Below are 24,446 nucleotides of genomic sequence, written 5' to 3' on the forward strand. Positions count from 1 at the left end.
CAGTGCTAGTGTATATTGGCGAGATTAGTAGGAGTGATAAATAGATGAACAAAGAAGAAAGAGCAAAAAGGCAGTCTAACATTCGTAACTTTTCCATTATTGCTCACATTGATCACGGGAAGTCAACGTTGGCAGACCGTATTTTGGAGAAAACAAATGCGTTAACACAACGCGAGATGAAAGCACAGTTGCTTGACTCCATGGATTTAGAGCGTGAGCGCGGGATTACAATTAAATTAAATGCAGTACAATTAACGTATAAAGCGAAAGACGGAGAAGAATATATTCTTCACTTAATTGATACACCAGGTCACGTCGACTTCACGTATGAAGTGTCTCGTAGTTTAGCGGCTTGTGAAGGTGCGATACTTGTTGTGGATGCGGCGCAAGGAATTGAGGCGCAAACATTAGCAAACGTATATTTAGCACTTGATAATAATTTGGAAATTTTACCGGTTATTAACAAGATCGACTTACCAAGCGCTGATCCAGAACGTGTTCGTCAAGAGGTAGAGGATGTAATTGGCTTAGACGCATCAGAAGCTGTGCTTGCTTCTGCAAAAGCGGGGATTGGTATTGAAGAGATTTTAGAACAAATCGTTGAAAAAGTACCAGCTCCAGCAGGTGATTCGGAAGAACCATTACAATGTATGATTTTCGATTCTTTATATGATCCGTACCGCGGTGTAATTGCTTATATCCGTGTTGTAAACGGTACAGTAAAAGTTGGCGATAAAGTACGTATGATGGCAACAGGTAAAGAGTTTGAAGTAACAGAAGTAGGTGTGTTCACACCGAAAACAACGCAGCGTGAAGAATTAACAGTAGGTGATGTAGGCTTCTTAGCAGCATCCATTAAAAATGTTGGTGATACGCGTGTAGGTGATACGATTACACATGCAAAACGTCCAGCGGCAGAACCTTTACCAGGGTATCGTAAATTAAACCCAATGGTATTCTGTGGTTTATATCCAATTGATTCTGCACGTTATAATGATTTACGTGATGCGTTAGAAAAGCTAGAATTAAATGACTCTGCTCTTGAATTTGAACCAGAAACATCTCAAGCACTTGGATTTGGTTTCCGCTGTGGATTCTTAGGCTTACTTCATATGGAAATCATTCAAGAACGTATTGAACGTGAATTTAAAATTGATTTGATTACAACAGCACCAAGTGTTATTTATAAAGTATATTTAACAAACGGTGAAGACATGATAGTTGATAACCCATCTAACATGCCAGATCCGCAATCTATTGATCGTGTGGAAGAACCGTATGTAAAAGCATCTATTATGGTTCCGAATGATTATGTTGGAGCGGTTATGGAAATTTGCCAAGGAAAACGCGGGACGTTTATTGATATGCAATATTTAGATGAAACACGCGTTACTTTGACATATGAAATTCCACTTTCTGAAATTGTATATGATTTCTTCGATCAATTAAAGTCGAATACGAAAGGATATGCATCCTTTGATTACGAGCTAATTGGTTATAAACCGTCTAAGCTTGTGAAGATGGATATTTTATTGAATGCTGAACAGGTCGATGCGTTATCTTTCATTGTGCATCGTGACTCAGCATATGACCGTGGAAAAGTAATTGTAGAAAAGTTAAAAGAGTTAATTCCAAGACAGCAGTTTGAAGTGCCTATACAAGCGACAATCGGAAATAAAGTTGTGGCGCGTTCTACAATTAAAGCGATGCGTAAAAACGTATTAGCAAAATGTTACGGCGGTGACATTTCTCGTAAACGTAAACTTCTTGAAAAACAAAAAGAAGGTAAGAAGCGTATGAAGTCTGTTGGTTCTGTAGAAGTACCGCAAGAGGCATTCATGGCTGTATTGAAAATGGATGATAACTAATAAAAAGAAGCCGTTTGTACGGCTTCTTTTTATTTAAGGACTAGAAATTAAAGTGTCTAAAGCCTCGGTTAATATTTAGACATCTTTGTCTCTCTCCTTTACAATAGTAGTTATGCCTTTGATTGTAGGGGGGAAGAATGCGAATAGGGAAAACTCGCATAGGATTACAGAAGTAAAGAAACCTCCGAAGTGCGGAGGGTTTCTTTTTAGAAAGGTAGGGACAGAATTTGATACAAGCTGCATATATTCATATTCCGTTTTGTCAGCATATTTGTCACTATTGTGATTTTAATAAAGTGTTTATTGAACGTCAGCCAGTTGAACAATACTTGCAATATTTAGAGAAAGAAATTGTGAATACAATCAACAAAACGCCGTTTAAAGAAATGAAAACAATTTTTGTTGGTGGAGGAACGCCAACAGCGCTAAATATGGAACAGACAAAGCAATTGCTAGATATTATTAATCGTCGTTTACGTCCGTTTGCGCCGAATTGTGAACTAACTTTTGAAGCGAATCCAGGAGATTTACCAAAAGAGAAATTAAATCTTCTACTAGAAGGCGGTGTAAACCGGATTAGTTTTGGTGTTCAAACATTTCGAGACGAATTATTGCAAAAAATTGGGCGCGGACATACGAGAGAAGATGCATTCGTAGCGATTCGTGAAGCGCAGGAAGTTGGTTTTACAAATATTAATGTTGATTTAATTTATGCACTGCCGACGCAAACGATAGAGGATGTAAGAGAAACGTTAGAGATTGCGTTTACACTTGGAGTTCAACATTTCTCTGCGTATTCTTTAATTGTTGAACCGAAAACGGTCTTTTATAATTTAATGAATAAAGGAAAACTGAGACTTCCAGGAGAAGACCATGAAGCAAGAATGTATGAAATTGTAATGGACGAGATGGAAAGACATGGCTACCAGCAGTATGAAATTAGTAATTTTTCGAAAGAGGGCTATGAAAGTAGACATAACCTCACATATTGGAATAATGAAGAATACTATGGTTTCGGAGCTGGCGCTCATAGTTATGTAAATGGCGAGCGAATTCAAAATGTAGGGCCATTAAAACAATATTTCGCGAAAATCGATGAGACAGGTTTGCCATACTTAGATGTTCATACAGTAACGAGACAAGAAAAAATGGAAGAAGAGTTATTTTTGGGGCTACGAAAAACAGCAGGTGTTTCGAAAGTAGAATTTAGAAAAAAATTCGGCATAGAGATGAATGACATCTTTGCAAAACAATTACGTCATAATAAAGAACATGAATTGCTTCAAGAAACAAACACTCATGTCTGTTTAACAAGAAAAGGGAAGTTACTAGGAAATGAAGTCTTTCAATCATTCTTAGTGGATTAAACGCTGTATCCCGCTCAAACAGCCGGTACATAGAGGTGAATCGAGAAGTTCAACCGTCTGTAAGAGCCCGATTGGCAGGGTTAATTAGCAGCGAAAAATCGTGCTGCTAAAAGTTTCACTTTATCCCGCTCAAACAGCCGGTACAGAGAGGTGAATCGAGAAGTTCAACCGTCTGTAAGAGCCCGATTGGTTCAACTAATTAGCAGCGAAAAATCGTGCTGCTAAAAGTTTCACTTTATCTCATCACGTTTCCGTTGACAATTCAATATCAATTTTGGTAAGTTAGTAATAGATTTAGCACTCGAAACACAAGAGTGCTAACAGAGGTGATGATGAAATGCTTACGGAACGTCAGCTCTTAATTTTACAGACGATAATTGACGATTTTATCGGATCAGCACAACCTGTTGGATCAAGAACATTATCTCAGAAAGAAGAAATTACATTTAGCTCAGCAACAATTCGAAATGAAATGGCTGACTTAGAAGGATTAGGGTTTATTGAAAAAACACATAGTTCTTCAGGGCGCGTTCCTTCTGAAAAAGGGTATCGCTTTTATGTAGATCATCTTCTTGCACCGCAACATTTGCCTAGTGAAGATGTTGTACAAATTAAAGACTTGTTCGCTCAAAGAGTTTTTGAGGCAGAAAAGCTTGCGCAGCAATCCGCGCAAATTTTGTCAGAACTCACGAATTATACGGCAATTGTTCTTGGGCCAAAAGTAAGTGCGAATAAGCTAAGAAATGTACAAATTCTTCCGCTCGGTCATCAAACTGCGGTTGCAATTATTGTAACTGATACAGGACATGTGCAAAGTAAAACAATCACAGTTCCGGAATCTGTTGATTTGCAAGATTTGGAAAAAATGGTTAACATTTTGAATGACAAGTTGTCTGGTGTACCGATGTCAGAACTGCATAATAAAATCTTTAAAGAAATTGTAATGGTTTTGCGTCAGTACGTTCATAATTATGATAGTGTCATGAAGATGTTAGACGGTACATTCCAATTTCCATTATCTGAAAAAGTATATTTTGGTGGAAAAACAAATATGCTTGCGCAGCCAGAATTCCATGATATTCAAAAGGTCCGATCATTATTCAATATGATTGAAAATGAAGATGCCTTTTATGACATCTTAAAGAGTAAACAAATTGGCATTCAAGTGAAAATTGGCCGTGAGAATTCTTCTGCTGTAATGGAAAATTGTAGTTTAATTTCTGCGACATACTCAATTGGAGATGAGCAGCTTGGAACAATTGCGATTTTAGGACCAACAAGAATGCAATATTCTCGTGTTATTAGTTTGTTGCAATTGTTTACAAAACAATTTACAGGTGAATTGAACGGTTTATATAAACCGAAATAATAAGAAACTTTCATTTGTACCGGAGATATTTCCCGCTGCTGATGATTAGTTGAATATAAGAAATTAGATGGCTTGGTTCGTGCTGATTTGTGCCTGCCCTGCCTTTTTAAGGAGGTGAAAGTTGTGGAAGAGCGTAATGAACAAGTGGTAGAAGAAGTAAAAGAAGCGCAAACAGAAGAAGCTGTAGCACCAGAAAATAGCGAAGAAACTGTTGAAGAAAAAAGTGAAGCTGCTCTTTTACAAGAAAAAGTAGATGAATTACAAGCGAAATTGACGGAAACGGAAGGTCGCATGCTTCGTCTACAAGCTGATTTTGAAAACCATAAGCGCCGCGTTCAACTAGATAAGCAAGCGGCTGAAAAATATAGATCACAAAGCCTTGTGTCAGATATTTTGCCGGCTCTTGATAACTTTGAAAGAGCAATGCAGGTAGAAGCAAATGATGAGCAGATGAAATCTTTATTACAAGGGATGGAAATGGTATATCGTCAGTTGCAAGAGGCGCTAGTAAAAGAAGGTGTTGAAGCGATTGAAGCTGTTGGAAAGCAGTTTGATCCGCATGAACATCAAGCTGTTATGCAAGTAGAAGACAGTGAATTTGAATCAAATGCGGTTGTGGAAGAATTCCAAAAAGGCTATAAGCTAAAAGATCGTGTGATTCGACCATCAATGGTAAAAGTAAATCAATAATTACATAAATGTAGGAGGTTTCGCCATGAGTAAAATCATCGGTATTGACTTAGGTACAACAAATTCTTGTGTAGCTGTTATGGAAGGCGGAGAGCCAAAAGTTATTCCAAATCCAGAAGGTAACCGTACAACTCCTTCTGTTGTAGCTTTCAAAAATGAAGAGCGTCAAGTAGGGGAAGTAGCGAAGCGTCAAGCGATTACAAACCCAAATACAATCATGTCTGTTAAACGTCATATGGGTACAGACTACAAAGTAGAAGTTGAAGGTAAAAACTATACACCTCAAGAAATTTCTGCAATTATTTTACAAAACTTAAAAGCTTCTGCTGAAGCATACTTAGGTGAAACAGTAACAAAAGCTGTTATTACTGTACCAGCATACTTCAACGATGCAGAGCGTCAAGCAACAAAAGACGCTGGCCGTATTGCTGGTTTAGAAGTGGAACGTATTATTAACGAGCCAACAGCAGCTGCACTTGCTTACGGTTTAGAAAAACAAGACGAAGAACAAAAAATCTTAGTATATGACTTAGGTGGCGGTACATTCGACGTATCTATCCTTGAATTAGCAGATGGAACATTTGAAGTTATTTCAACTGCTGGTGACAACCGTCTTGGTGGTGACGACTTTGACCAAGTGATCATCGATCATTTAGTAGCTGAATTCAAAAAAGAAAACAATATTGACTTAAGCCAAGACAAAATGGCACTTCAACGTTTGAAAGATGCTGCTGAAAAAGCGAAAAAAGATCTTTCTGGTGTAACGCAAACACAAATTTCATTACCATTCATTAGTGCTGGAGCTGCTGGTCCATTACACTTAGAGTTAACGTTAACAAGAGCGAAATTTGAAGAGCTTTCAGCTAACCTTGTTGAAAGAACACTAGAACCAACTCGTCGTGCGTTAAAAGACGCTGGTCTTTCTGCAAGCGAGTTAGACAAAGTAATTCTTGTTGGTGGTTCTACTCGTATCCCAGCTGTACAAGAAGCAATTAAACGTGAGACTGGTAAAGAGCCATATAAAGGAGTAAACCCTGATGAAGTTGTAGCTTTAGGAGCTGCAGTTCAAGGCGGCGTACTTACTGGTGATGTAAAAGGCGTTCTATTATTAGACGTAACTCCGCTTTCTTTAGGTATTGAAACTATGGGTGGCGTATTTACAAAATTAATCGAGCGTAATACAACAATTCCGACAAGTAAGTCACAAGTATTCTCAACTGCTGCTGATAACCAACCTGCAGTAGACATTCACGTACTACAAGGTGAACGTCCAATGTCAGCGGACAACAAAACACTAGGTCGCTTCCAATTAACAGATATTCCACCAGCACCACGTGGTATCCCGCAAATCGAAGTAACATTCGATATTGATGCGAACGGTATCGTAAACGTACGTGCGAAAGATTTAGGAACAAGTAAAGAACAAACAATTACAATCCAATCTTCTTCAGGTCTTTCTGATGAGGAAGTAGATCGTATGGTAAAAGAAGCAGAAGCAAATTCTGATGCTGACCAAAAACGTAAAGAAGAAGTTGAACTTCGCAATGAAGCTGACCAACTTGTTTTCCAAACAGATAAAGTTGTAAAAGATTTAGAAGGCAAAGTAGATGCAGCTGAAGTGGCGAAAGCAACAGAAGCAAAAGATGCATTAAAAGCGGCGATCGAGAAAAATGATCTTGATGAAATCCGTGTGAAAAAAGATGCACTTCAAGAAATCGTACAACAATTAACTGTAAAATTATATGAGCAAGCTCAAGCTGCTGCAGGAGCACAGCAAGCAGAAGGCGCACAAGGCAATGCAGGCGCGAAAAATGACAATGTAGTCGATGCTGAGTTTGAAGAAGTAAAAGAAGATAAATAATTAAATAATTAAATAAGTAAGATGACAAAAAGTCAAAGTCAAGCGTGCCTTGGCTTTGGCTTTTTTCATGAATGAAGAAAAGACTGAGGGTGCGCAAAGTCTTTTGCGTGAGAGTCCAATGTTTTTCTTGTTGCATACTGTAAGTGAGGAAACAGTGTTGCAAAGCACTTTCTTTCGATGTTAAAATTACGTTTATGTGAAAGGATTCGGGGGGTACAAACTTATGAGTAAACGAGATTACTATGAGGTGCTCGGCGTTAGCAAGGGCGCTTCAAAAGATGAGATTAAAAAAGCATACCGTCGTTTGGCGAAAAAGTATCATCCAGATGTAAGTACTGAAGAAAATGCAATTGAAAAATTTAAAGAAGTGCAAGAAGCATACGAAGTATTAAGCGATGATTCAAAACGCGCCCAGTACGATCAATTTGGTCATGCTGATCCAAATCAAGGCTTTGGTGGAGGCGACTTCGGTGGTGGATTTGGCTTTGAAGACATCTTTAGTTCATTCTTTGGCGGAGGCGGCGGAGGCGGTAGACGCCGTGATCCGAATGCGCCGCGCCAAGGTGCAGATCTTCAATATCAAGTGAATTTAGATTTTGAAGAGGCGATTTCTGGTAAAGAAATGAATATTGAAGTTCCAACTGAGGATCCTTGTGATACATGTAATGGTAGTGGGGCGAAACCAGGAACTTCCAAGGAAACATGTTTACATTGTTCTGGAACAGGTCAAGTTAGCGTGGAGCAAAACACACCATTTGGTCGTATTGTAAATCGCCAAACTTGTAGAAATTGCTCTGGAACAGGTCAAATGATTAAAGAGAAATGTACAACATGTCATGGATCTGGAAAAGTACGTAAACGCAAAAAAATTAATGTTAAAATTCCAGCAGGTATTGATAACGGTCAACAAATTCGCGTTACTGGTAAAGGGGAAGCTGGTATAAACGGCGGCCCAGCTGGTGACTTATATGTAGTAGTTCGTGTGAAAGATCATGAATTCTTCCATCGTGAAGGTGATGATATTATTTGTGAAATGCCATTAACATTCGCGCAAGTAGCGCTTGGGGATGAAGTGGAAGTTCCAACTGTGCAAGGGAAAGTGAAATTAAAAATTCCAGCAGGAACACAAACAGGAACAGAATTCCGTTTAAAAGGAAAAGGTGCGCCAAACGTACGCGGATATGGGCAAGGTGATCAATACGTAGTGGTACGTGTTGTTACACCAACGAAATTAACAACGCATCAAAAAGATTTATTAAGAGAATTTGCAGGTCAAGAAGATCAAGATGATAGCCTATTTGGAAAGCTTAAGCGAGCTTTTAAAGGGGAATAATGGAAATAAAAAATGGAGTTGGTAAATTGTGAAATGGTCAGAAATTAGTATTCATACAACAGAGGAAGCAGTAGAAGCAATCTCGCATATTTTACACGAAGCAGGTGCAAGCGGCGTTGCGATTGAAGATCCTGCTGAGTTAACGAAAGAGCGTGAACAACAATTTGGTGAAATCTATGCGTTAAATCCAGCTGAATATCCGGCAGAAGGCGTACTTGTAAAAGCGTATTTTCCAAAGAATGATGCTTTGCAAGAAACAATTACAAATGTGAAATCGTCTATTGATCTGTTGCCTTCTTATGGAATTGAGATTGGAGCAGCAACTGTATCTGTTAATGAAGTAGATGAAGAGGATTGGGCTACTGCTTGGAAAAAGTATTACCATCCAGTGAAAATTTCTGATACATTTACAATTGTGCCAACATGGGAAGAGTATGTACCTTCTTCACCAGAAGAAAAAATTATCGAGTTAGATCCAGGGATGGCATTTGGTACGGGAACGCATCCGACAACAACGATGTGCATCCGTGCTTTAGAGAAAACTGTTCAGCCGGGAGATACTGTCATTGACGTTGGAACGGGTTCTGGCGTGTTAAGTATTGCTGCGGCTAAATTAGGTGCTGCTTCTATTCAAGCGTACGATTTAGATCCGGTTGCGGTAGAAAGTGCAGAAATGAATGTACAATTAAATCATACAGAAGATGTTGTAACAGTTGGGCAAAACAGCTTACTAGAGGGCATTGAAGGGCCTGTTGATTTAATTGTCGCAAATTTACTAGCGGAAATTATTTTACTATTCCCAGAAGATGCAGCGAAAGTTGTGAAGCAAGGTGGTTTGTTCATTACATCTGGTATTATTGCTGCAAAAGAAAAAATTGTAACAGAAGCGTTAGTAAATGCTGGTTTTACAGTGGAAGAAGTGTTAACGATGGAAGATTGGGTAGCAATTATTGCGCGTAGAGGATAAGATAAAGTGAAACTTCCGTCAGTGGGGGGGTCTTCATCCCCCACTGACGGAAAGCCCGTCCAATCGGGCTTTTACGGGCAGTTATCCCCCACCTATCTTGAATGTGAGGTGGGGGTCTTACTGCCCGCGAATAGCGGGATAAAGTTTCTCTAATCAAGTGTTTATTACCCGTTTGTACGGGGGGGTAAGCGGAAAGTCTCTCGCTGAAAGTAGTGAGGGACTTGCCGTTTGTTTTGTCAAAATCATACCGTTTGGCTCTTTTCGTAAGCACTCGTTTACGAAAAGAGCTAAACTTTACTAAGGTGATAGAATGCAGCGTTATTTTGTAGAAGAACAAAATGTAAATGAAATGGCGATTCGTATTGTAGGAGATGATGTGCATCACATCGTAAGAGTAATGCGTATGACGCCTGGTGATCAAATTTATTGTTGTACAAATGGAAAAACAGCAATTTGTACAATTGCTGAAATTACCAATGAATTTGTAAATACGACTATTGTAGAATGGGTAGAGATGTCAACTGAGCTCCCTGTCTTTGTGACAATTGCAAGCGGATTGCCTAAAGGAGATAAGCTTGAGTTAATTTTACAAAAAGGAACTGAGCTTGGAGCAGCCGCCTTTTTACCGTTTCAAGCATCTCGATCTATTGTGAAATGGGATGCGAAAAAAGCTGGGAAAAAAGTAGAGCGTTTCAATAAAATTGTCAAAGAGGCAGCTGAACAGTCTCATCGCAGTGAGATTCCGATTGTGTATGCACCTGTGTCTTTTAAAGAGCTTCTCGCGATGAGCAAAGATTATGATAGTTGCCTCGTTGCGTATGAAGAGGAAGCAAAACAAGGTGAAAAATCAAACTTCGCTAAGGCTTTAACAACATTAAAGCCAGGACAAAAGGTGCTCATTGTATTTGGCCCAGAAGGTGGTTTAACGGAAGAGGAAGTATCTTCTCTTTCTGAGCATGCTTTTGTATCTTGTAGTTTAGGACCAAGAATATTGCGGACAGAAACGGCGCCTTTATACGCGCTAAGTGCCGCTTCTTATCATTTTGAATTAATGGGGTGAGTATATATGGCAACTGTTGCGTTTCATACGTTAGGTTGTAAAGTAAACCACTACGAGACAGAAGCAATTTGGCAACTGTTTAAACAAGGTGGTTATGAGCGAACTGAATTTGAAAAAACAGCTGATGTATATGTGATTAATACATGTACTGTAACAAATACAGGGGATAAAAAAAGTCGTCAAATTATTCGTCGTGCCGTTCGTCAAAATCCTGATGCGGTAATTTGTGTAACGGGATGTTATGCACAAACATCTCCGGCGGAAATTATGGCAATTCCAGGTGTGGATATTGTAGTCGGAACGCAAGACCGTGAGAAGATGCTTGGTTATATTGAACAATATCGTAATGAACGTCAGCCAATTAATGCTGTACGTAATATTATGAAAACACGTGTATATGAAGAATTAGACGTACCATATTTTACAGATCGTACGCGTGCTTCTTTAAAAATTCAAGAAGGGTGTAACAACTTCTGTACGTTCTGTATCATTCCGTGGGCTCGTGGTTTAATGCGTTCTCGTGATGGGGAAGAAGTTATTCGTCAAGCGCAGCAATTAGTAGATGCTGGTTATAAAGAAATCGTCTTAACAGGTATTCATACAGGTGGATACGGTGAAGATATGAAAGATTATAACTTAGCGGGATTACTTCGCGATATGGAAGCACAAGTAACAGGTTTAAAACGTCTTCGTATTTCTTCTATTGAAGCGAGTCAAATTACTGATGAAGTGATTGAAGTGTTGCGTGACTCTAAAGTTGTTGTACGTCATTTACACATTCCGCTTCAATCTGGATCTAATACAGTATTGAAACGTATGCGTCGCAAATATACAATGGAGTTTTTCCAAGAGCGTTTAGACCGCTTAAAAGAAGCACTGCCAGGACTTGCAATTACATCTGATGTTATCGTTGGTTTTCCAGGTGAAACAGAAGAAGAATTCACGGAAACGTTCAATTTCATTAAAGATAATCGTTTCTCTGAACTTCATGTATTCCCATATTCAAAACGTACTGGGACACCAGCAGCACGCATGGACGATCAAGTGCCAGAGGAAATCAAGAACGAGCGTGTACATCGTTTGATTGCATTATCTGATCAATTAGCGAAAGAATATGCATCACAGTTTGAAGATGAAGTGCTTGAAATTATTCCAGAAGAACCATTTAAGGAAGCTGATCGTGAAGGATTATATGTAGGATATACAGATAATTACTTAAAAGTTGTCTTTGAAGGTTCTGAAGAATTAATCGGTAAATTAATTAAAGTAAAAATTACGAAAGCTGGCTATCCTTACAATGAAGCACAATTTGTTCGGGTGCTAGAAGATGCATCTCCAAAAGAATCAGCAAGCGCGTAACAGAAAAGCATGCAAACAGTTTTGTTTGTATGCTTTTTTATTTGCTGGAGAAGTTAAAATATGAAAACGCTATACGTTATGTTATAATGCTGAAGATTAAGGTTGTCAGACAACTAAATGAGCAATAAATTTACTAAGTATAAGTTAAGGAAGGGGCAAGTTTTAAATGAACTATGCAAAGTTAATTGATCATACGGCATTAAAACCAGATACAAAAAAAGAAACAATCGTGACTTTATGTGAAGAGGCAAAACAACATGATTTTGCTTCTGTATGTGTAAATCCAACATGGGTTGAAACGGCAGCAGAACTGTTAAAAGGAACAGATGTAAAAGTTTGTACAGTAATTGGTTTCCCTCTTGGAGCAAATACACCAGAAACAAAAGCGTTTGAAACAACAGATGCAATTGCAAAAGGTGCAACGGAAGTTGATATGGTTATTAACATCGGAGCGCTAAAAGATAAAAACGATGCGTTAGTAGAGCGTGATATTCGTGCTGTTGTAGAGGCTGCAAAAGGAAAAGCTCTTGTAAAAGTAATTATTGAAACATGCTTACTTACAGAAGAAGAAAAAGTTCGTGCTTGTGAATTGTCTGTAAAAGCAGGCACCGATTTCGTAAAAACATCAACAGGATTTTCAACAGGCGGTGCAACAGTAGAGGATGTTGCGTTGATGAGAAAAACAGTAGGACCAAATATCGGTGTAAAAGCATCAGGCGGTGTTCGTGACGAAAAAGGCATGGATGCAATGATCGAAGCAGGTGCAACGCGCATCGGTACAAGCTCTGGTGTAGCGCTAGTAAGCGGAAAAACAGCAACAACTGATTATTAATTTAAAAGCAGAAAAAGACAGAAACCCATTCTTTTAGGTGGACGAGAGCATCTGGTCGTGTATAGAAGCGGTCAGGGCCTTTTTCTGCCACATGCAAAGTTTAAACAAAGAGAGCAAGCGAGTGCAGTCTCCTTTCTTTCTGCATAGCAGCAATCTATATGTCAAAAAATCAAAATGGATTCATATAGAACATGAGGACATTGGAACTCTTGACGTAGAGGCGTTTTTGATCTCGTTTGTAGGTTACGGTGCAGTACTTAGAGGATGAGAAAGCAGAAGCGAACATTTTGGTAGAATAATGTCGCATTGACATAGAAATTTATATCGAAATTGTACGTATCATGAAAAAAGAAGAGTGAGTGCGCTTCTTTTCTTTTATCAGACAGTTGACCTAAAAGTATAAAATGTATTATAATCGTAAAAGACATGCTGAGAAAGTGTTTACTTTTTGCATGCTGAAATTAGGATGTAAGTGGATGTTTCGGAGGGAGGGAAAGAGAATGTCAAAAACAGTCGTTCGTAAAAACGAGTCTTTGGAGGATGCACTTCGCCGTTTTAAAAGATCAACTTCTAAAGCTGGTACGCTTGCTGAAGCAAGAAAACGCGAGTTCTATGAAAAGCCAAGTGTAAAACGTAAGAAGAAATCTGAAGCGGCAAGAAAGCGTAAATTCTAAGAGAGGGTGTAATTTATGAGTCTTCTCGGTCGTTTAAACGATGATATGAAACAAGCGATGAAGAATAAAGAAAAAAATAAATTAACCGTTATTCGTATGGTTAAGGCTGCTTTACAAAATGAAGAAATTAAACTGCAGAACCCTCTTACAGAAGAAGAGGAACTAACAGTTTTAACTCGTGAAGTAAAACAGTATAAAGACTCCCTCCTTGAGTTTGAAAAAGCGGGTCGTGAAGACCTTGTCGATAAACTGAAAAGCGAAATTCAGATTTTAGAAACATATTTGCCAGAGCAATTGACAGAAGAAGAATTGCTTGCTGTTATTCAGCAATCTATCTCTGAAGTTAGTGCAGCTTCTAAAGCTGATATGGGCAAAGTGATGAGTGCTGTTTTGCCGAAAGTAAAAGGTAAAGCAGATGGCTCACAAGTGAATAGGCTTGTTTCGCAACTATTAGCATAAAAAAGCGTCTCATTTATAATGAGACGCTTTTTTATGTTTTTTTTCAATCTGGACGTGATATTACAAGCTTTTTTTTCATACATATGGGATGAGAGGGGGGTCTTCGATGAGAAAGTTGCAGCAAATGAAAAACTGGATTACTAAGCAGATAGACCTACCTGCAGATGTGTTCATGGATCTGCCGAGAATTACACTTGTTGGGCAGGTACATATTTATATAGAAAATCATCGTGGATTATTGGTATTTAGTGATAAAGAGGTACGGCTTTTATTAAAACAAGGACAATTATTAATAAAAGGGGATTCTTTTGTAATTAAGACGATTCTTCCAGAAGAGCTTTTACTTGAGGGAACCATTGAACAAGTCTTATTTTTAGAAGATGAAAAAAAAGGGAAATAAAATGAAACTGTTATTCATGAGAGGTTTTATTGAACGAATCAGGCGCAAGTGGTCAGGTAGTATTTACTTCTTAGTCCTCCTACTACTGGCTGTATGAGCGGAGTGAAGTCATAGAGGTGGTGCAGATCTCTTAAGGGGCTGCGCCTTTTTTAGAAAGCTGATGGAGGCGAGCTATGAAAAATCAGTGGTTTACAAACTGGGTTGGGTATGTAAAAGTGCGAATTCAAGGAAGAGGAGCGGAACGATTTATTAACGAATGTGTACGACGGGACATCCTAGTTTGGGATGTCAAGAAAGTTGCGGATGATACACTTGTATTTTGTATATTGCTTCGTGATGTGAAACGATTACGCCCAATTTACCGTAAAAATGAATGCAATCTATATTTCATTGGACGTTACGGAGTTCCATTTTGGAATAAGCGCTTACTTCGAAATAGCGGTTTTTTTGTTGGTTTTCTCTTATTTTTTTTAAGTGTCATTGTTTTATCAAATATGGTATGGAAAATAGAGATAACAGGGGCGAAGCCAGAGACGGAATATATTATGATGAAAGAATTAGACAAAATGGGTATAAAAAAAGGGAAGCTTCAATTTCAAATGCCGAGTGTGGAAAATATACAGCGTTATTTGACTGATAATATTAACGCCATTACATGGGTTGGTTTGGACGTGAAAGGAACGACGTATCATTTTAAAATAGTTGAAAAAAATGAGCCGGAAAAAGAAAAAGAACAGGTACCGCAACATTTAGTCGCAAAAAAAGAAGCGATTGTCACAAAAATGTTTGTAGAGATCGGAAAACCAATGGTTATGAAAAATGAATATGTGCAAAAAGGACAACTTCTTGTGTCAGGAATGTATGGGAAAGAAGAGAGTCCTACGATTGTGTCAGCCAAAGGTGTTGTATTTGGTGAAACTTGGTACAAGTCTGAAGTGGAGGTGCCTCTAAAGACGAAATTTCAAGTTTATACAGGGGATTCGTATAAAGAACATTATCTTACTTTTGGAAACATGAAAATAAAAATATGGGGATTTCAGCATGATAAGTATAAGCAGTCTAAAACGGAGATAGTAAGACATGATGTGAAATTGCTCGGTTTTACACTCCCGATTGCTTATGAAAAAGCGATTGTACGTGAAGAGGAAGAAGCAAACCGTGAATATACAGAAAAACAGGCACTGGCGGTGGCGGAGGAAATGGGACAAAAAGAATTAAAGAAAAAATTGGATGAACGTGCTATGATTATAGGGAAGAAAGTTTTGCATAAACAGGTTGAGAATGGAAATTTAAAAATATTGCTGCATTATACAGTAATTGAGAATATTGCAGAGGCTCAACCGCTATCTGAATCCGATATTCAAGGAGATTGAGTAATTAATGGCTGAACAATTAGTAGAGATGAATCAACAATTGGAAAACCATAATGAAGCAATTGCTTTGTTTGGAGTAAATGATGCACATTTAAAAATAATTGAGAACGAACTTGGGGTATCGATTGTTACAAGAGGAGAATCTGTTCGTGTATCTGGAACGGACGAAGCGGTAGCTCTTGTTGAAGGCGTATTACAACAGCTTTTAGTTGTTATTCGCAAGGGTATATCGATTTCTGAGCGTGATGTAGCCTATGCGATTCAACTTGGCCGTCAAGGGAAGCTGGCTCATTTTGAAGAGTTATATGAAGAAGAAATTTTTAAAACAGCAAAAGGTAAGTCTATCCGTGTAAAAACAATGGGACAAAGGCAATATATTTATGCGATTAAGAAAAATGACATTGTGTTTGGAATGGGACCAGCAGGTACCGGTAAAACATATTTAGCTGTAGTAATGGCTGTTCGAGCATTGAAAAATGGTTATGTGAAAAAAATTATTTTAACAAGACCTGCCGTGGAAGCGGGAGAAAGTCTTGGTTTTTTACCTGGAGATTTGAAAGAAAAAGTGGATCCATATTTACGACCTCTTTATGATGCTCTTCATGATGTACTTGGACAAGAACATACGCAAAGAATGATGGAACGCGGTATCATTGAAGTTGCTCCGTTAGCGTACATGAGAGGACGAACACTCGATGATGCATTTGTGATTTTAGATGAGGCGCAAAATACAACGGGAGCGCAAATTAAAATGTTTTTAACACGCCTTGGATTTGGCTCAAAAATGGTTGTAACAGGAGATCCATCTCAGATTGATTTACCGAAAGGTGTAAAATCTGGTCTTTCTGTTGCAGCGAATGTATTAGACCGTGTGCCTGGTCTTTCGTTTATTAAACTTGAGCAGTCGGATGTTGTTCGTCATCCGCTCGTACAGCGTATTATTGAAGCATATGATAAAATGGAATGATCCTACTTATAAGGATCATTTCTTTTTATCCCGCTATTCGTGGGCAGTAATAATCCCACCTCAAAATTCGGCGAAAGCATTGTCCAGCTCTAGCGGCTAGAATCTCCGGTCGTTTCGCCCCCTCGGACGAGGCAGAAAGCGCCTCTCCGCCCTGTGCGTGGGCGTTCTGCGGTTCTGAACGAGCCGCTTCCGCCTTTCTTAAGAAGTTAGGTGGGAGATAAACTGCCTGTAAAAGCCCGATTGGTTCAACTAACCATCAGTGGGGGATGAAGAAAACCGGAAGTTTCACTTTATCTCAATTGGTTCTAACCTTCTAGAGAAGAACACTCTAAAAGGAAGTTTCACTGTATATTTTTTATATATAAATCCATTTAGATTTTTCGACATACAAGTCACTGCTACGCAGAATACAACATGACCGCTACTTGTTTGCCTTTGTTTGTAAACCTCGCATGTGGCAGGAAAAGGCCCTGACCGCTTCTATGCACGGCCAGATGCTCTCGTCCTCCTCTGAAAGAAAGTGGTTTTATGTCGTTTTTTTAACTTGCATGTATATAGATTTTGTGAACAGGTTGGCTAATGCTTTATTTTTTATTATCATAAATAAAGGAAATGGTATTTGTTCTTATACTTAAACGTGTGAAAAGGGAGTTTCACTTAATATTTGGAGAGGAGAAGGTATTGTAATTATGTCAAGGTTGCAAGAAGTTGCTAAGTGGATTCGTAATTTACAGCATTCGAAAAAACTGAGCTGGATTTCTTATATTTTAATAGGAGCAGTGTTATTTTTTGCACTGATGAATAATGTAAAACCAGAACAACTCGATGTCAAAATGTTGTCTATTTCTAAAAAGACAATTCATTCTCCCATCAAAATTGAAGATAAAGTAACGACAGAAAAGAAAAAGAGAGAAGCAGCTCAAAAGATTGAAGATCAGTATACATATCGAAGTGAATATAAGCAAAACCGGATTGATATTGTGAACTCAGTTTTTGATGCAATTAAAGAGGTGAATGCAGAGTCAAATGCAGCCGCTTCGGCGCCGGCAGGACAAAATAAATTGTCGGCGGCAGAAAGATTGGACAAGTTAAAGGAGAAACTCCCAAGGGAATTAACAAAAAGTTTGTCTGATCAAGTGTTATTACAATTTCTAGGTGCGACAGACGATCAGCTTCTTATAGCGAGGGAGTCAACTGTTACAGCTGTGAATAGTTTAATGAGTGCTCATATTAAAATGAATGATGCAGATCAGTTTAAAGACCGTATTGCTAACGAGTTAAAAAATGTATTTGTCAGCAATGAATTGAAACAAGCAATTACTACGCTTGGACAGTATGCGATTATACCGAACTATTTTTATGATTCGAATGCAACGAAAGAAAGAAAGCAAATGGCAATAGATCAAGTAGCTCCTGTTTATATTTTGCAAGGTCAAATTCTTGTGAAAGAAGGAGACACAATTACAAGAGAAGCGTATGAACAGTTAAAGTTAGTGGGGTTACTAGATGAGAGTAATTCGTTTCAGCCGTATTTGGGGCTAGCGATTTTTATTAGTGTTCTTTTATTTTTTATGCATAAGCAATTTGAGGCATTTTTAAAGCCAAGAAGAGAAGACAAGCCATATATTTTAGCTTATACAACAATTGTCGCTATTACAGTTGTTTTAATGAAAATTATTAGTTTGTTTCAAAAGTTAGAATATGCCGGTATTGCTTATATTGCTCCGGTTGCAATGGGGACGATATTAGTAAAATTAATGATTGGTGATCGATTTGTTTTTATAACAAGTGTGATTTTTTCAGTATGCGGCAGTATTTTATTTAATGAAGGTGTAACGAGTACACTTAATTATGCAGTTGGAATTTATGTATTGCTTAGCTCGCTTTCTGTTAGTATTTTTTTACGGGAAAAGCATCGTCGTACAATGCTATTGCAAGTTGGGATACTTGTATCGATTTTAAATGTTGTCGTATTAGCAGCTTTATTGCTATTGCGTAACGGAAACTTTTCGGTAATTGAGATTGGAACACAATTAGTAATGGCAGCGGCGTCTGGGATTATTTCATCTATTTTAGCGATGGGGATATTGCCGTATTTAGAGAGCGGTCTTGGTCTTGTCTCTAGCATGAAATTAATAGAATTAGCAAGCCCGAACCATCCATTGATTCGCAAAATTTTGTTAGAGGCACCCGGAACGTATCATCATAGTGTTATGGTTGCCAATTTATCGGAAGCGGCATGCGAAGCTATTGGAGCGAATGGAGTATTAGCACGTGTAGGAGCATATTATCATGACATTGGAAAAACGGTACAGCCGCATTTCTTTATTGAAAATCAAATGGGTATATCAAATCCCCATGATCGGTTAGATCCTGAAACAAGTAGAGATATTATCATCGCTCATGTTACAAATGGAGTGAAGATGTTAGAAGAACATCATATTCCGCAAGAGATTATTGATATTGCGGCCGAGCATCATGGAACGACTTTGTTAAAATATTTCTACTACAAAGCAATACAAGAAGATAAAGAGAAATATACAGAAGAAATGTTTCGTTACCCAGGGCCAAAAGCGACATCTAAAGAGTCGGCAATTGTTGGGATTGCTGATAGTGTAGAAGCGGCAGTTCGTTCAATGAATGCACCAACACCTGAGAAAATTGATCATCTTGTTCGCAGTATTATTAAAGATCGTTTGCAAGATAGCCAATTCAGTGAATGTAATTTAACATTTAAAGAACTGCAAATTGTCGGGAAAACATTATGTGAAACATTAAATGGAATTTTTCACTCTCGGATTAAGTATCCGAAATTAACAGAAGAAAAGGTGAACTGAATGGGATTAATAATTGACTTTATTGATGAAACAGAAGAAGTAAAAGAAGAGTATGTTGACATGATTCAACAATTAGTTGAAAAAGCTGCAGAGATAGAATCTGTAGAGGATGGAGCGGAGCTTTCGGTTACATTTGTTAGTAATGAACGTATTCAAGAAATTAACCGTGAATATCGTGATAAGGATCAGCCAACAGACGTAATTTCTTTTGCGATGGAAGATATAGGGGAAGGAGAAATGGAAATTGTCGGTGTAGAAATGCCTCGCATGTTAGGTGATATTATTATTTCTATTCCGAGAGCGAAAGAGCAGGCTGAAGAATATGGCCATTCTTTTGATCGTGAACTTGGTTTTTTAGCAGTGCATGGCTTTTTACATTTGCTTGGCTACGATCACATGACAGAAGAAGATGAGAAGGCTATGTTTGGTAAGCAAAAAGAAATTCTTGATGCATTTGGATTAGCTAGATGAAAAAAGGAAAACTTATAAACAGTTTTCGCTATGCGTTTGCTGGTATTTTCTTTTGTCTTCGCTATGAACGAAATATGCAAATTCATTGTTTAGCAGCATGTATTGTTAGTTTCCTCGGTTTTTATTTTCATGTTACAAAAACAGAATGGCTCATTTTGATTTTGACTATTGGTGTTGTATTTGCACTAGAAATCGTGAATACAGCGGTGGAGAAAACCGTTGATTTAGTAACAAGGGATGTGAAGCCCCTTGCTAAAATAGCAAAAGATGCAGCGGCAGGCGCGGTATTATTATTTTCGATTATTGCTGTTGTAATTGGTGCTATTATCTTTGGATCGTATATGATATAGTTGCATTCCAAAGATTTTTATCTTTTCATATCGTGAATGGAAAGGAAGAGAAACGATGAACAACAATGAATTAATTCAAGAAGCGATTGAAGCACGTAAGCAAGCATATGTACCGTATTCAAAATTTCAAGTAGGCGCTGCCTTATTAACGACAGACGGGAAAGTATACCGTGGTTGTAATGTTGAGAATGCATCGTATGGTTTATGTAACTGTGCGGAAAGAACGGCGTTATTTAAAGCGATTTCTGAAGGAAGTACAGAATTTACTGCAATTGCAGTTGTAGCAGATACAAAACGTCCGGTACCTCCATGTGGAGCGTGTCGTCAAGTTATGGTAGAATTGTGTAAGTCAAATACAAAAGTTTACTTGACAAATTTGCAAGGTGACATACAAGAAACAACAGTAGGAGAATTGTTGCCAGGAGCATTTGTAGCGGAGGATTTACATGAGTAGAGAAGGTTTTAAATCAGGTTTTGTCTCTATTATTGGGAGACCAAACGTTGGAAAATCAACGTTTTTAAATCGAATTATCGGTCAAAAAATTGCGATTATGAGTGATAAACCACAAACAACACGTAATAAAATTCAAGGTGTGTACACAGAAAATGATGCGCAAGTCGTATTTATTGATACACCAGGTATACATAAACCAAAGCATAAGCTTGGTGATTTTATGGTTAAAATGGCTCAAACGACAATAAAAGAAGTAGATATTGTTTTATTTATGGTCAACGCAGAGGAAGGCTTTGGACGCGGTGAAGAGTTTATCATCGAAAAATTACAAGAAACGAAGCAACCGGTATTTTTAGTGATTAATAAAATTGATCAAGTCCATCCAGAAGAGCTCCTCGGACTGATCGATCGATATCGTACGTTATATAACTTTGCTGAAATTGTGCCAATTTCAGCATTACAAGGAAATAATATTGATGCGTTAATCGGAGCAATTAAAAAGTATTTACCAGAAGGTCCTCAATATTATCCGGAAAATCAAGTAACGGATCATCCGGAACGCTTTATTATTGCGGAACTTATTCGTGAAAAAGTATTGCATTTAACACGTGAGGAAGTGCCTCATTCTGTTGCAGTTGTGATTGATGCAATTCAAAAGCGTGAAGGCGGAGCGATTTACGTTAATGCCACAATTATTGTAGAACGTCCGTCACAAAAAGGCATTGTAATCGGAAAACAAGGTAAGATGTTAAAAGAAATTGGAAAAAGAGCCCGCTTTGATGTGGAGTCGCTTCTTGGTTCAAGAGTATTTTTAGAACTGTGGGTAAAAGTGCAGAAAGATTGGCGCAATAAAATGTCCCAGTTACGTGATCTTGGCTTCCGTGAAGATGAATATCTATAAAATAAAACGCTTTTCTTTATGAGTGATTAGTTGAACCAGCTCTGGCTTTTACTGCCCGCAAATAGCGGGATAAAAGCTGCATAATTTAGAAAAATTTTTCTCACATGAAAATGAACAAAATGGGTCATTTTAATAGCAAAGAAAGAAATTGGATTACATGAACGCTCACTGCGAAAGGTGGATTCTTATGTTAGATTTTACCTGGAAAGTTTTCTCGAAAACAGGAAGCATTGAAACATATCTTCTTTTGAAGGAAATGGAAAAAAATGTAGAAGATGAAATGCAACAGCATGAAGAAATACAAGTAGAGCTAGATTCTCCAATTTCCTAACCCATTTTGTTTGAACCTTGGATGGTGACGAACATGTTTCAAAAAATTGAGGGAATAGTCATTCGAACAATTGATTATGGAGAAACAAATAAAATTGTAACTATATTTTCTCGTGAATTAGGGAAAGTTAGTGCGATGGCGAGAGGTGCTAAAAAGCCTAAAAGTAGAGTGTCATCCATTTCTCAATTATTAACTCATGGCCATTTTCTTATTCAAATGGGTTCTGGTTTAGGAACATTGCAGCAAGGTGAGATTATTTCTTCTATGAGAGAAATTCGTGAAGATTTATTTTTAACTGCTTATGCGTCATTTATTGTTGAGTTGACTGATAAAGCGACAGAAGAGAAAAAACATAATCCGTATTTATTCGAAATGCTATATCAAACATTGCATTATATGAGTGAAGGGGTTGACCCGGAAATTTTAGCACTAATCTATCAAACGAAGATGCTGCCAGTTCTAGGGCTTAACCCATACTTTGATACATGTGCGATTTGTCATCAGTCAACAGACTTTGTCGCCTTCTCTGTTAGGGAAGGCGGCTTTCTGTGTAAACATCACGCTGAGCAGGATCCGTATCGTATTTCAATTAGCGAAGCTATTCACAAGCTGCTTAGATTATTTTATCATTTCGATTTAGCCCGTCTTGGAAATGTCTCTGTTAAAGCAGAAACAAAAAAACAAATGCGTACAGTATTGAATATGTATTATGATGAATACTGTGGGATATATTTGAAATCAAGGCGTTTTTTAGATCAACTTGATAAATTTCAAATATAGAGGACCGTATTTAGGTCCTTTTTACATACTTTCTTTTTCGAATGATATATTTAGTATATAATATTTAAGAGATAGTATAACATTTTTCGTTTTGTAATGAAGGTGGTGATTATCATAGAACTGAATAAGCGCCAAGAACGTATCATCCAGATTGTAAAAGACAACGGTCCAATTACAGGGGAAGCGATTGCTGAGCAATTAAATTTAACGAGAGCAACGCTTAGACCAGATTTGGCTATCTTAACGATGGCCGGCTATTTAGAAGCGCGTCCTCGTGTTGGGTATTTTTACACTGGAAAAACAGGTGGACAACTGCTTTCAGAAGCAGTTAAAAAGATTGTCGTACAAGATTATCAATCTAGGCCAGTTGTGGTTGATAAAAATGTTTCGGTATATGATGCAATTTGTACAATGTTTTTAGAAGATGTTGGTACTTTATTTATCGTTGATCAAAATACATTGTTAGTCGGTGTTGTTTCTCGAAAAGATTTGTTAAGAGCAAGCTTGGGGAAGCAGGATTTAACGTCATTACCGGTAAATATTATTATGACAAGAATGCCGAATGTTACGATGTGTTGTAAGGAAGATAGCTTGTATGATATTGCAATGGATTTAATAGAAAAGCAGATTGACTCTATTCCAGTTGTAAAAGAGACGAAGCAGGGATTAGAAGTTGTTGGTCGAATTACAAAAACAAATATTACGCGTGCATTCGTTGATTTAGTGAATCATGAGTAAGGGCAATTCGTTTAAAGTGAGGTAATGCAATGAATAGTAAAATCGTATATGTCGTATCTGATTCAGTTGGAGAAACAGCTGATTTAGTTGTGCGAGCAGCTATGGGACAATTTCCATTTGCGCCGGATATTAGACGTGTGCCGTATGTAGAAGATACAGGGACGTTAAAAGAAGTTATTTCTATCGCCAAAAGTAATAATGCTCTTATTTGTTTTACTTTAGTAAAGCCTGATATGCGAAAGTATCTACGGGAAGAAGCAGCAAAAGAAGGCGTAGAAGTTTATGATATTATCGGTCCTCTTATCGATCAAATTGAAGGTATAACAAAACAAACTCCAAGATATGAGCCAGGGGTTGTACGAAAGCTGGATGAAGAGTACTTCAAAAAAATTGAGGCAATTGAATTTGCTGTAAAATATGACGATGGTAGAGATTCACGAGGTCTTTTAAAAGCAGATATTGTATTAATTGGAATTTCTCGTACATCAAAAACACCGCTTTCGCAATATTTAGCACATAATAAGCGATTAAAGGTTGCTAACGTTCCGCTCGTACCGGAAGTGGATCCGCCAGAAGAATTATATCATGTACCGAAAGAAAAATGTTTTGGGTTAAAAATAACGCCTGATAAATTAAATCATATCCGCAAAGAACGTTTAAAATCTCTTGGATTAAGTGATGGAGCAAATTATGCAAACATTGAACGTATTAAAGAAGAGATTAAACACTTTGAACGGGTTGTAAGTAAAATAGGTTGCCCGGTAATTGATGTATCGAATAAGGCAATTGAAGAAACGGCAAATATTATTGTGAATGCAGTGCAAAACCAAAAAATGTTTTAGCACATTTACCAAAGGTGAATGTGCTTTTTCACTACGCTATAAAGTGAAACTTTAATCAGTGGGGGGGCTTCATCCCCCACTGATTATTAGCCCTCATCAATCGGGCCTTTACGGGCAGTTTATCTCCCACCGAACATTCTAGCCACTAGAGCTGGACAATGCT

The 24,446-nt window shown here is 37.9% G+C and carries 24 protein-coding genes; all 24 read left to right on the forward strand.

Features of this window, described 5'->3' with window-relative positions; genetic code table 11:
• Positions 1-44 precede the first annotated feature (44 nt).
• The 24 genes from lepA to MR076_RS18330 all read left to right on the forward strand — a co-directional run bounded on the left by lepA (position 45) and on the right by MR076_RS18330 (position 24,283).
• A complete protein-coding gene (gene lepA / locus MR076_RS18215; protein ID WP_242222878.1) occupies positions 45-1,868 on the forward strand; it encodes an elongation factor 4 in 1,824 nt (607 codons plus the stop codon).
• A 227-nt stretch (positions 1,869-2,095) separates the two neighbouring features.
• The gene (gene hemW / locus MR076_RS18220) at positions 2,096-3,235 is read left to right on the forward strand and encodes a radical SAM family heme chaperone HemW (RefSeq protein ID WP_242222880.1); all 1,140 of its coding nucleotides are present in this window, start codon (positions 2,096-2,098) and stop codon (positions 3,233-3,235) included.
• Between the two features lie 337 nt (positions 3,236-3,572).
• On the forward strand, positions 3,573-4,604 hold the full coding sequence (gene hrcA / locus MR076_RS18225; protein WP_242222882.1) for a heat-inducible transcriptional repressor HrcA: 1,032 nt from the start codon (positions 3,573-3,575) through the stop codon (positions 4,602-4,604).
• A gap of 123 nt (positions 4,605-4,727) precedes the next feature.
• Positions 4,728-5,294: a nucleotide exchange factor GrpE gene (grpE, locus tag MR076_RS18230; protein ID WP_242222884.1), complete on the forward strand. Its 567-nt coding sequence runs from the start codon at positions 4,728-4,730 to the stop codon at positions 5,292-5,294.
• A gap of 25 nt (positions 5,295-5,319) precedes the next feature.
• On the forward strand, positions 5,320-7,155 hold the full coding sequence (gene dnaK, locus MR076_RS18235; protein ID WP_242222886.1) for a chaperone protein DnaK: 1,836 nt from the start codon (positions 5,320-5,322) through the stop codon (positions 7,153-7,155).
• 223 nt (positions 7,156-7,378) lie between these two features.
• Positions 7,379-8,488 (forward strand): molecular chaperone DnaJ, encoded by a 1,110-nt coding sequence (gene dnaJ / locus MR076_RS18240; protein ID WP_242222888.1) that lies wholly within the window; start codon positions 7,379-7,381, stop codon positions 8,486-8,488.
• Positions 8,489-8,516: 28 nt separating this feature from the next.
• A complete protein-coding gene (gene prmA, locus MR076_RS18245; RefSeq protein WP_242222891.1) occupies positions 8,517-9,455 on the forward strand; it encodes a 50S ribosomal protein L11 methyltransferase in 939 nt (312 codons plus the stop codon).
• 310 nt (positions 9,456-9,765) lie between these two features.
• Positions 9,766-10,515: a 16S rRNA (uracil(1498)-N(3))-methyltransferase gene (locus MR076_RS18250; RefSeq protein WP_242222893.1), complete on the forward strand. Its 750-nt coding sequence runs from the start codon at positions 9,766-9,768 to the stop codon at positions 10,513-10,515.
• A 6-nt stretch (positions 10,516-10,521) separates the two neighbouring features.
• Entirely contained in the window at positions 10,522-11,874 is a 1,353-nt protein-coding gene (mtaB, locus tag MR076_RS18255; protein WP_242222895.1) for a tRNA (N(6)-L-threonylcarbamoyladenosine(37)-C(2))-methylthiotransferase MtaB, read from the forward strand.
• A 166-nt stretch (positions 11,875-12,040) separates the two neighbouring features.
• A complete protein-coding gene (deoC, locus tag MR076_RS18260; protein ID WP_242222897.1) occupies positions 12,041-12,706 on the forward strand; it encodes a deoxyribose-phosphate aldolase in 666 nt (221 codons plus the stop codon).
• Positions 12,707-13,206: 500 nt separating this feature from the next.
• The gene (gene rpsU, locus MR076_RS18265; protein WP_020062243.1) at positions 13,207-13,380 is read left to right on the forward strand and encodes a 30S ribosomal protein S21; all 174 of its coding nucleotides are present in this window, start codon (positions 13,207-13,209) and stop codon (positions 13,378-13,380) included.
• A gap of 15 nt (positions 13,381-13,395) precedes the next feature.
• On the forward strand, positions 13,396-13,839 hold the full coding sequence (locus MR076_RS18270; RefSeq protein ID WP_242222899.1) for a GatB/YqeY domain-containing protein: 444 nt from the start codon (positions 13,396-13,398) through the stop codon (positions 13,837-13,839).
• A gap of 106 nt (positions 13,840-13,945) precedes the next feature.
• The gene (yqfC, locus tag MR076_RS18275; RefSeq protein ID WP_035429805.1) at positions 13,946-14,239 is read left to right on the forward strand and encodes a sporulation protein YqfC; all 294 of its coding nucleotides are present in this window, start codon (positions 13,946-13,948) and stop codon (positions 14,237-14,239) included.
• A gap of 173 nt (positions 14,240-14,412) precedes the next feature.
• A complete protein-coding gene (yqfD, locus tag MR076_RS18280) occupies positions 14,413-15,612 on the forward strand; it encodes a sporulation protein YqfD (RefSeq protein WP_242222900.1) in 1,200 nt (399 codons plus the stop codon).
• A 7-nt stretch (positions 15,613-15,619) separates the two neighbouring features.
• A complete protein-coding gene (locus MR076_RS18285; protein WP_242222903.1) occupies positions 15,620-16,579 on the forward strand; it encodes a PhoH family protein in 960 nt (319 codons plus the stop codon).
• Positions 16,580-17,268: 689 nt separating this feature from the next.
• Positions 17,269-19,416 (forward strand): HD family phosphohydrolase, encoded by a 2,148-nt coding sequence (locus tag MR076_RS18290; RefSeq protein ID WP_242222905.1) that lies wholly within the window; start codon positions 17,269-17,271, stop codon positions 19,414-19,416.
• Positions 19,417-19,887 carry an rRNA maturation RNase YbeY gene (gene ybeY, locus MR076_RS18295; protein WP_242222907.1) on the forward strand — a complete coding sequence of 157 codons (471 nt, stop codon included), beginning with the start codon at positions 19,417-19,419 and terminating at the stop codon, positions 19,885-19,887.
• Entirely contained in the window at positions 19,884-20,237 is a 354-nt protein-coding gene (locus MR076_RS18300; RefSeq protein ID WP_242222909.1) for a diacylglycerol kinase family protein, read from the forward strand. The genes ybeY and MR076_RS18300 overlap by 4 nt, the downstream gene beginning before the upstream one ends.
• 55 nt (positions 20,238-20,292) lie before the next feature.
• Positions 20,293-20,691 (forward strand): cytidine deaminase, encoded by a 399-nt coding sequence (locus MR076_RS18305; protein WP_242222911.1) that lies wholly within the window; start codon positions 20,293-20,295, stop codon positions 20,689-20,691.
• Positions 20,684-21,592: a GTPase Era gene (era, locus tag MR076_RS18310; protein ID WP_242222912.1), complete on the forward strand. Its 909-nt coding sequence runs from the start codon at positions 20,684-20,686 to the stop codon at positions 21,590-21,592. The genes MR076_RS18305 and era overlap by 8 nt, the downstream gene beginning before the upstream one ends.
• A gap of 187 nt (positions 21,593-21,779) precedes the next feature.
• Positions 21,780-21,923 carry a YqzL family protein gene (locus MR076_RS18315; RefSeq protein ID WP_090916686.1) on the forward strand — a complete coding sequence of 48 codons (144 nt, stop codon included), beginning with the start codon at positions 21,780-21,782 and terminating at the stop codon, positions 21,921-21,923.
• 33 nt (positions 21,924-21,956) lie between these two features.
• On the forward strand, positions 21,957-22,703 hold the full coding sequence (recO, locus tag MR076_RS18320; protein WP_242222914.1) for a DNA repair protein RecO: 747 nt from the start codon (positions 21,957-21,959) through the stop codon (positions 22,701-22,703).
• Positions 22,704-22,808: 105 nt separating this feature from the next.
• Positions 22,809-23,441, forward strand: coding sequence for a transcriptional regulator CcpN (locus MR076_RS18325; protein ID WP_242222916.1), 633 nt, complete (start codon positions 22,809-22,811; stop codon positions 23,439-23,441).
• 29 nt (positions 23,442-23,470) lie between these two features.
• A complete protein-coding gene (locus MR076_RS18330; protein WP_242222918.1) occupies positions 23,471-24,283 on the forward strand; it encodes a pyruvate, water dikinase regulatory protein in 813 nt (270 codons plus the stop codon).
• The last annotated feature ends 163 nt before the right edge of the window (positions 24,284-24,446 follow it).

Origin of the sequence: Bacillus cereus group sp. BfR-BA-01380 (assembly GCF_022663535.1) — a bacterium.
Taxonomy (GTDB): Bacteria; Bacillota; Bacilli; order Bacillales; family Bacillaceae_G; genus Bacillus_A; species Bacillus_A cereus_BB.

What these genes read in the sequence shown, in the direction of transcription:
- lepA (WP_242222878.1), top strand. Translation starts at nt 45, where the DNA reads ATGAACAAAGAAGAAAGAGCAAAAAGGCAGTCTAACATTCGTAACTTT.
- hrcA (WP_242222882.1), top strand. Translation starts at nt 3,573, where the DNA reads ATGCTTACGGAACGTCAGCTCTTAATTTTACAGACGATAATTGACGAT.
- dnaK (WP_242222886.1), top strand. Translation starts at nt 5,320, where the DNA reads ATGAGTAAAATCATCGGTATTGACTTAGGTACAACAAATTCTTGTGTA.
- dnaJ (WP_242222888.1), top strand. Translation starts at nt 7,379, where the DNA reads ATGAGTAAACGAGATTACTATGAGGTGCTCGGCGTTAGCAAGGGCGCT.
- MR076_RS18250 (WP_242222893.1), top strand. Translation starts at nt 9,766, where the DNA reads ATGCAGCGTTATTTTGTAGAAGAACAAAATGTAAATGAAATGGCGATT.
- mtaB (WP_242222895.1), top strand. Translation starts at nt 10,522, where the DNA reads ATGGCAACTGTTGCGTTTCATACGTTAGGTTGTAAAGTAAACCACTAC.
- deoC (WP_242222897.1), top strand. Translation starts at nt 12,041, where the DNA reads ATGAACTATGCAAAGTTAATTGATCATACGGCATTAAAACCAGATACA.
- rpsU (WP_020062243.1), top strand. Translation starts at nt 13,207, where the DNA reads ATGTCAAAAACAGTCGTTCGTAAAAACGAGTCTTTGGAGGATGCACTT.
- MR076_RS18270 (WP_242222899.1), top strand. Translation starts at nt 13,396, where the DNA reads ATGAGTCTTCTCGGTCGTTTAAACGATGATATGAAACAAGCGATGAAG.
- yqfC (WP_035429805.1), top strand. Translation starts at nt 13,946, where the DNA reads ATGAGAAAGTTGCAGCAAATGAAAAACTGGATTACTAAGCAGATAGAC.
- yqfD (WP_242222900.1), top strand. Translation starts at nt 14,413, where the DNA reads ATGAAAAATCAGTGGTTTACAAACTGGGTTGGGTATGTAAAAGTGCGA.
- MR076_RS18285 (WP_242222903.1), top strand. Translation starts at nt 15,620, where the DNA reads ATGGCTGAACAATTAGTAGAGATGAATCAACAATTGGAAAACCATAAT.
- MR076_RS18290 (WP_242222905.1), top strand. Translation starts at nt 17,269, where the DNA reads ATGTCAAGGTTGCAAGAAGTTGCTAAGTGGATTCGTAATTTACAGCAT.
- ybeY (WP_242222907.1), top strand. Translation starts at nt 19,417, where the DNA reads ATGGGATTAATAATTGACTTTATTGATGAAACAGAAGAAGTAAAAGAA.
- MR076_RS18300 (WP_242222909.1), top strand. Translation starts at nt 19,884, where the DNA reads ATGAAAAAAGGAAAACTTATAAACAGTTTTCGCTATGCGTTTGCTGGT.
- MR076_RS18305 (WP_242222911.1), top strand. Translation starts at nt 20,293, where the DNA reads ATGAACAACAATGAATTAATTCAAGAAGCGATTGAAGCACGTAAGCAA.
- era (WP_242222912.1), top strand. Translation starts at nt 20,684, where the DNA reads ATGAGTAGAGAAGGTTTTAAATCAGGTTTTGTCTCTATTATTGGGAGA.
- MR076_RS18315 (WP_090916686.1), top strand. Translation starts at nt 21,780, where the DNA reads ATGTTAGATTTTACCTGGAAAGTTTTCTCGAAAACAGGAAGCATTGAA.
- recO (WP_242222914.1), top strand. Translation starts at nt 21,957, where the DNA reads ATGTTTCAAAAAATTGAGGGAATAGTCATTCGAACAATTGATTATGGA.
- MR076_RS18330 (WP_242222918.1), top strand. Translation starts at nt 23,471, where the DNA reads ATGAATAGTAAAATCGTATATGTCGTATCTGATTCAGTTGGAGAAACA.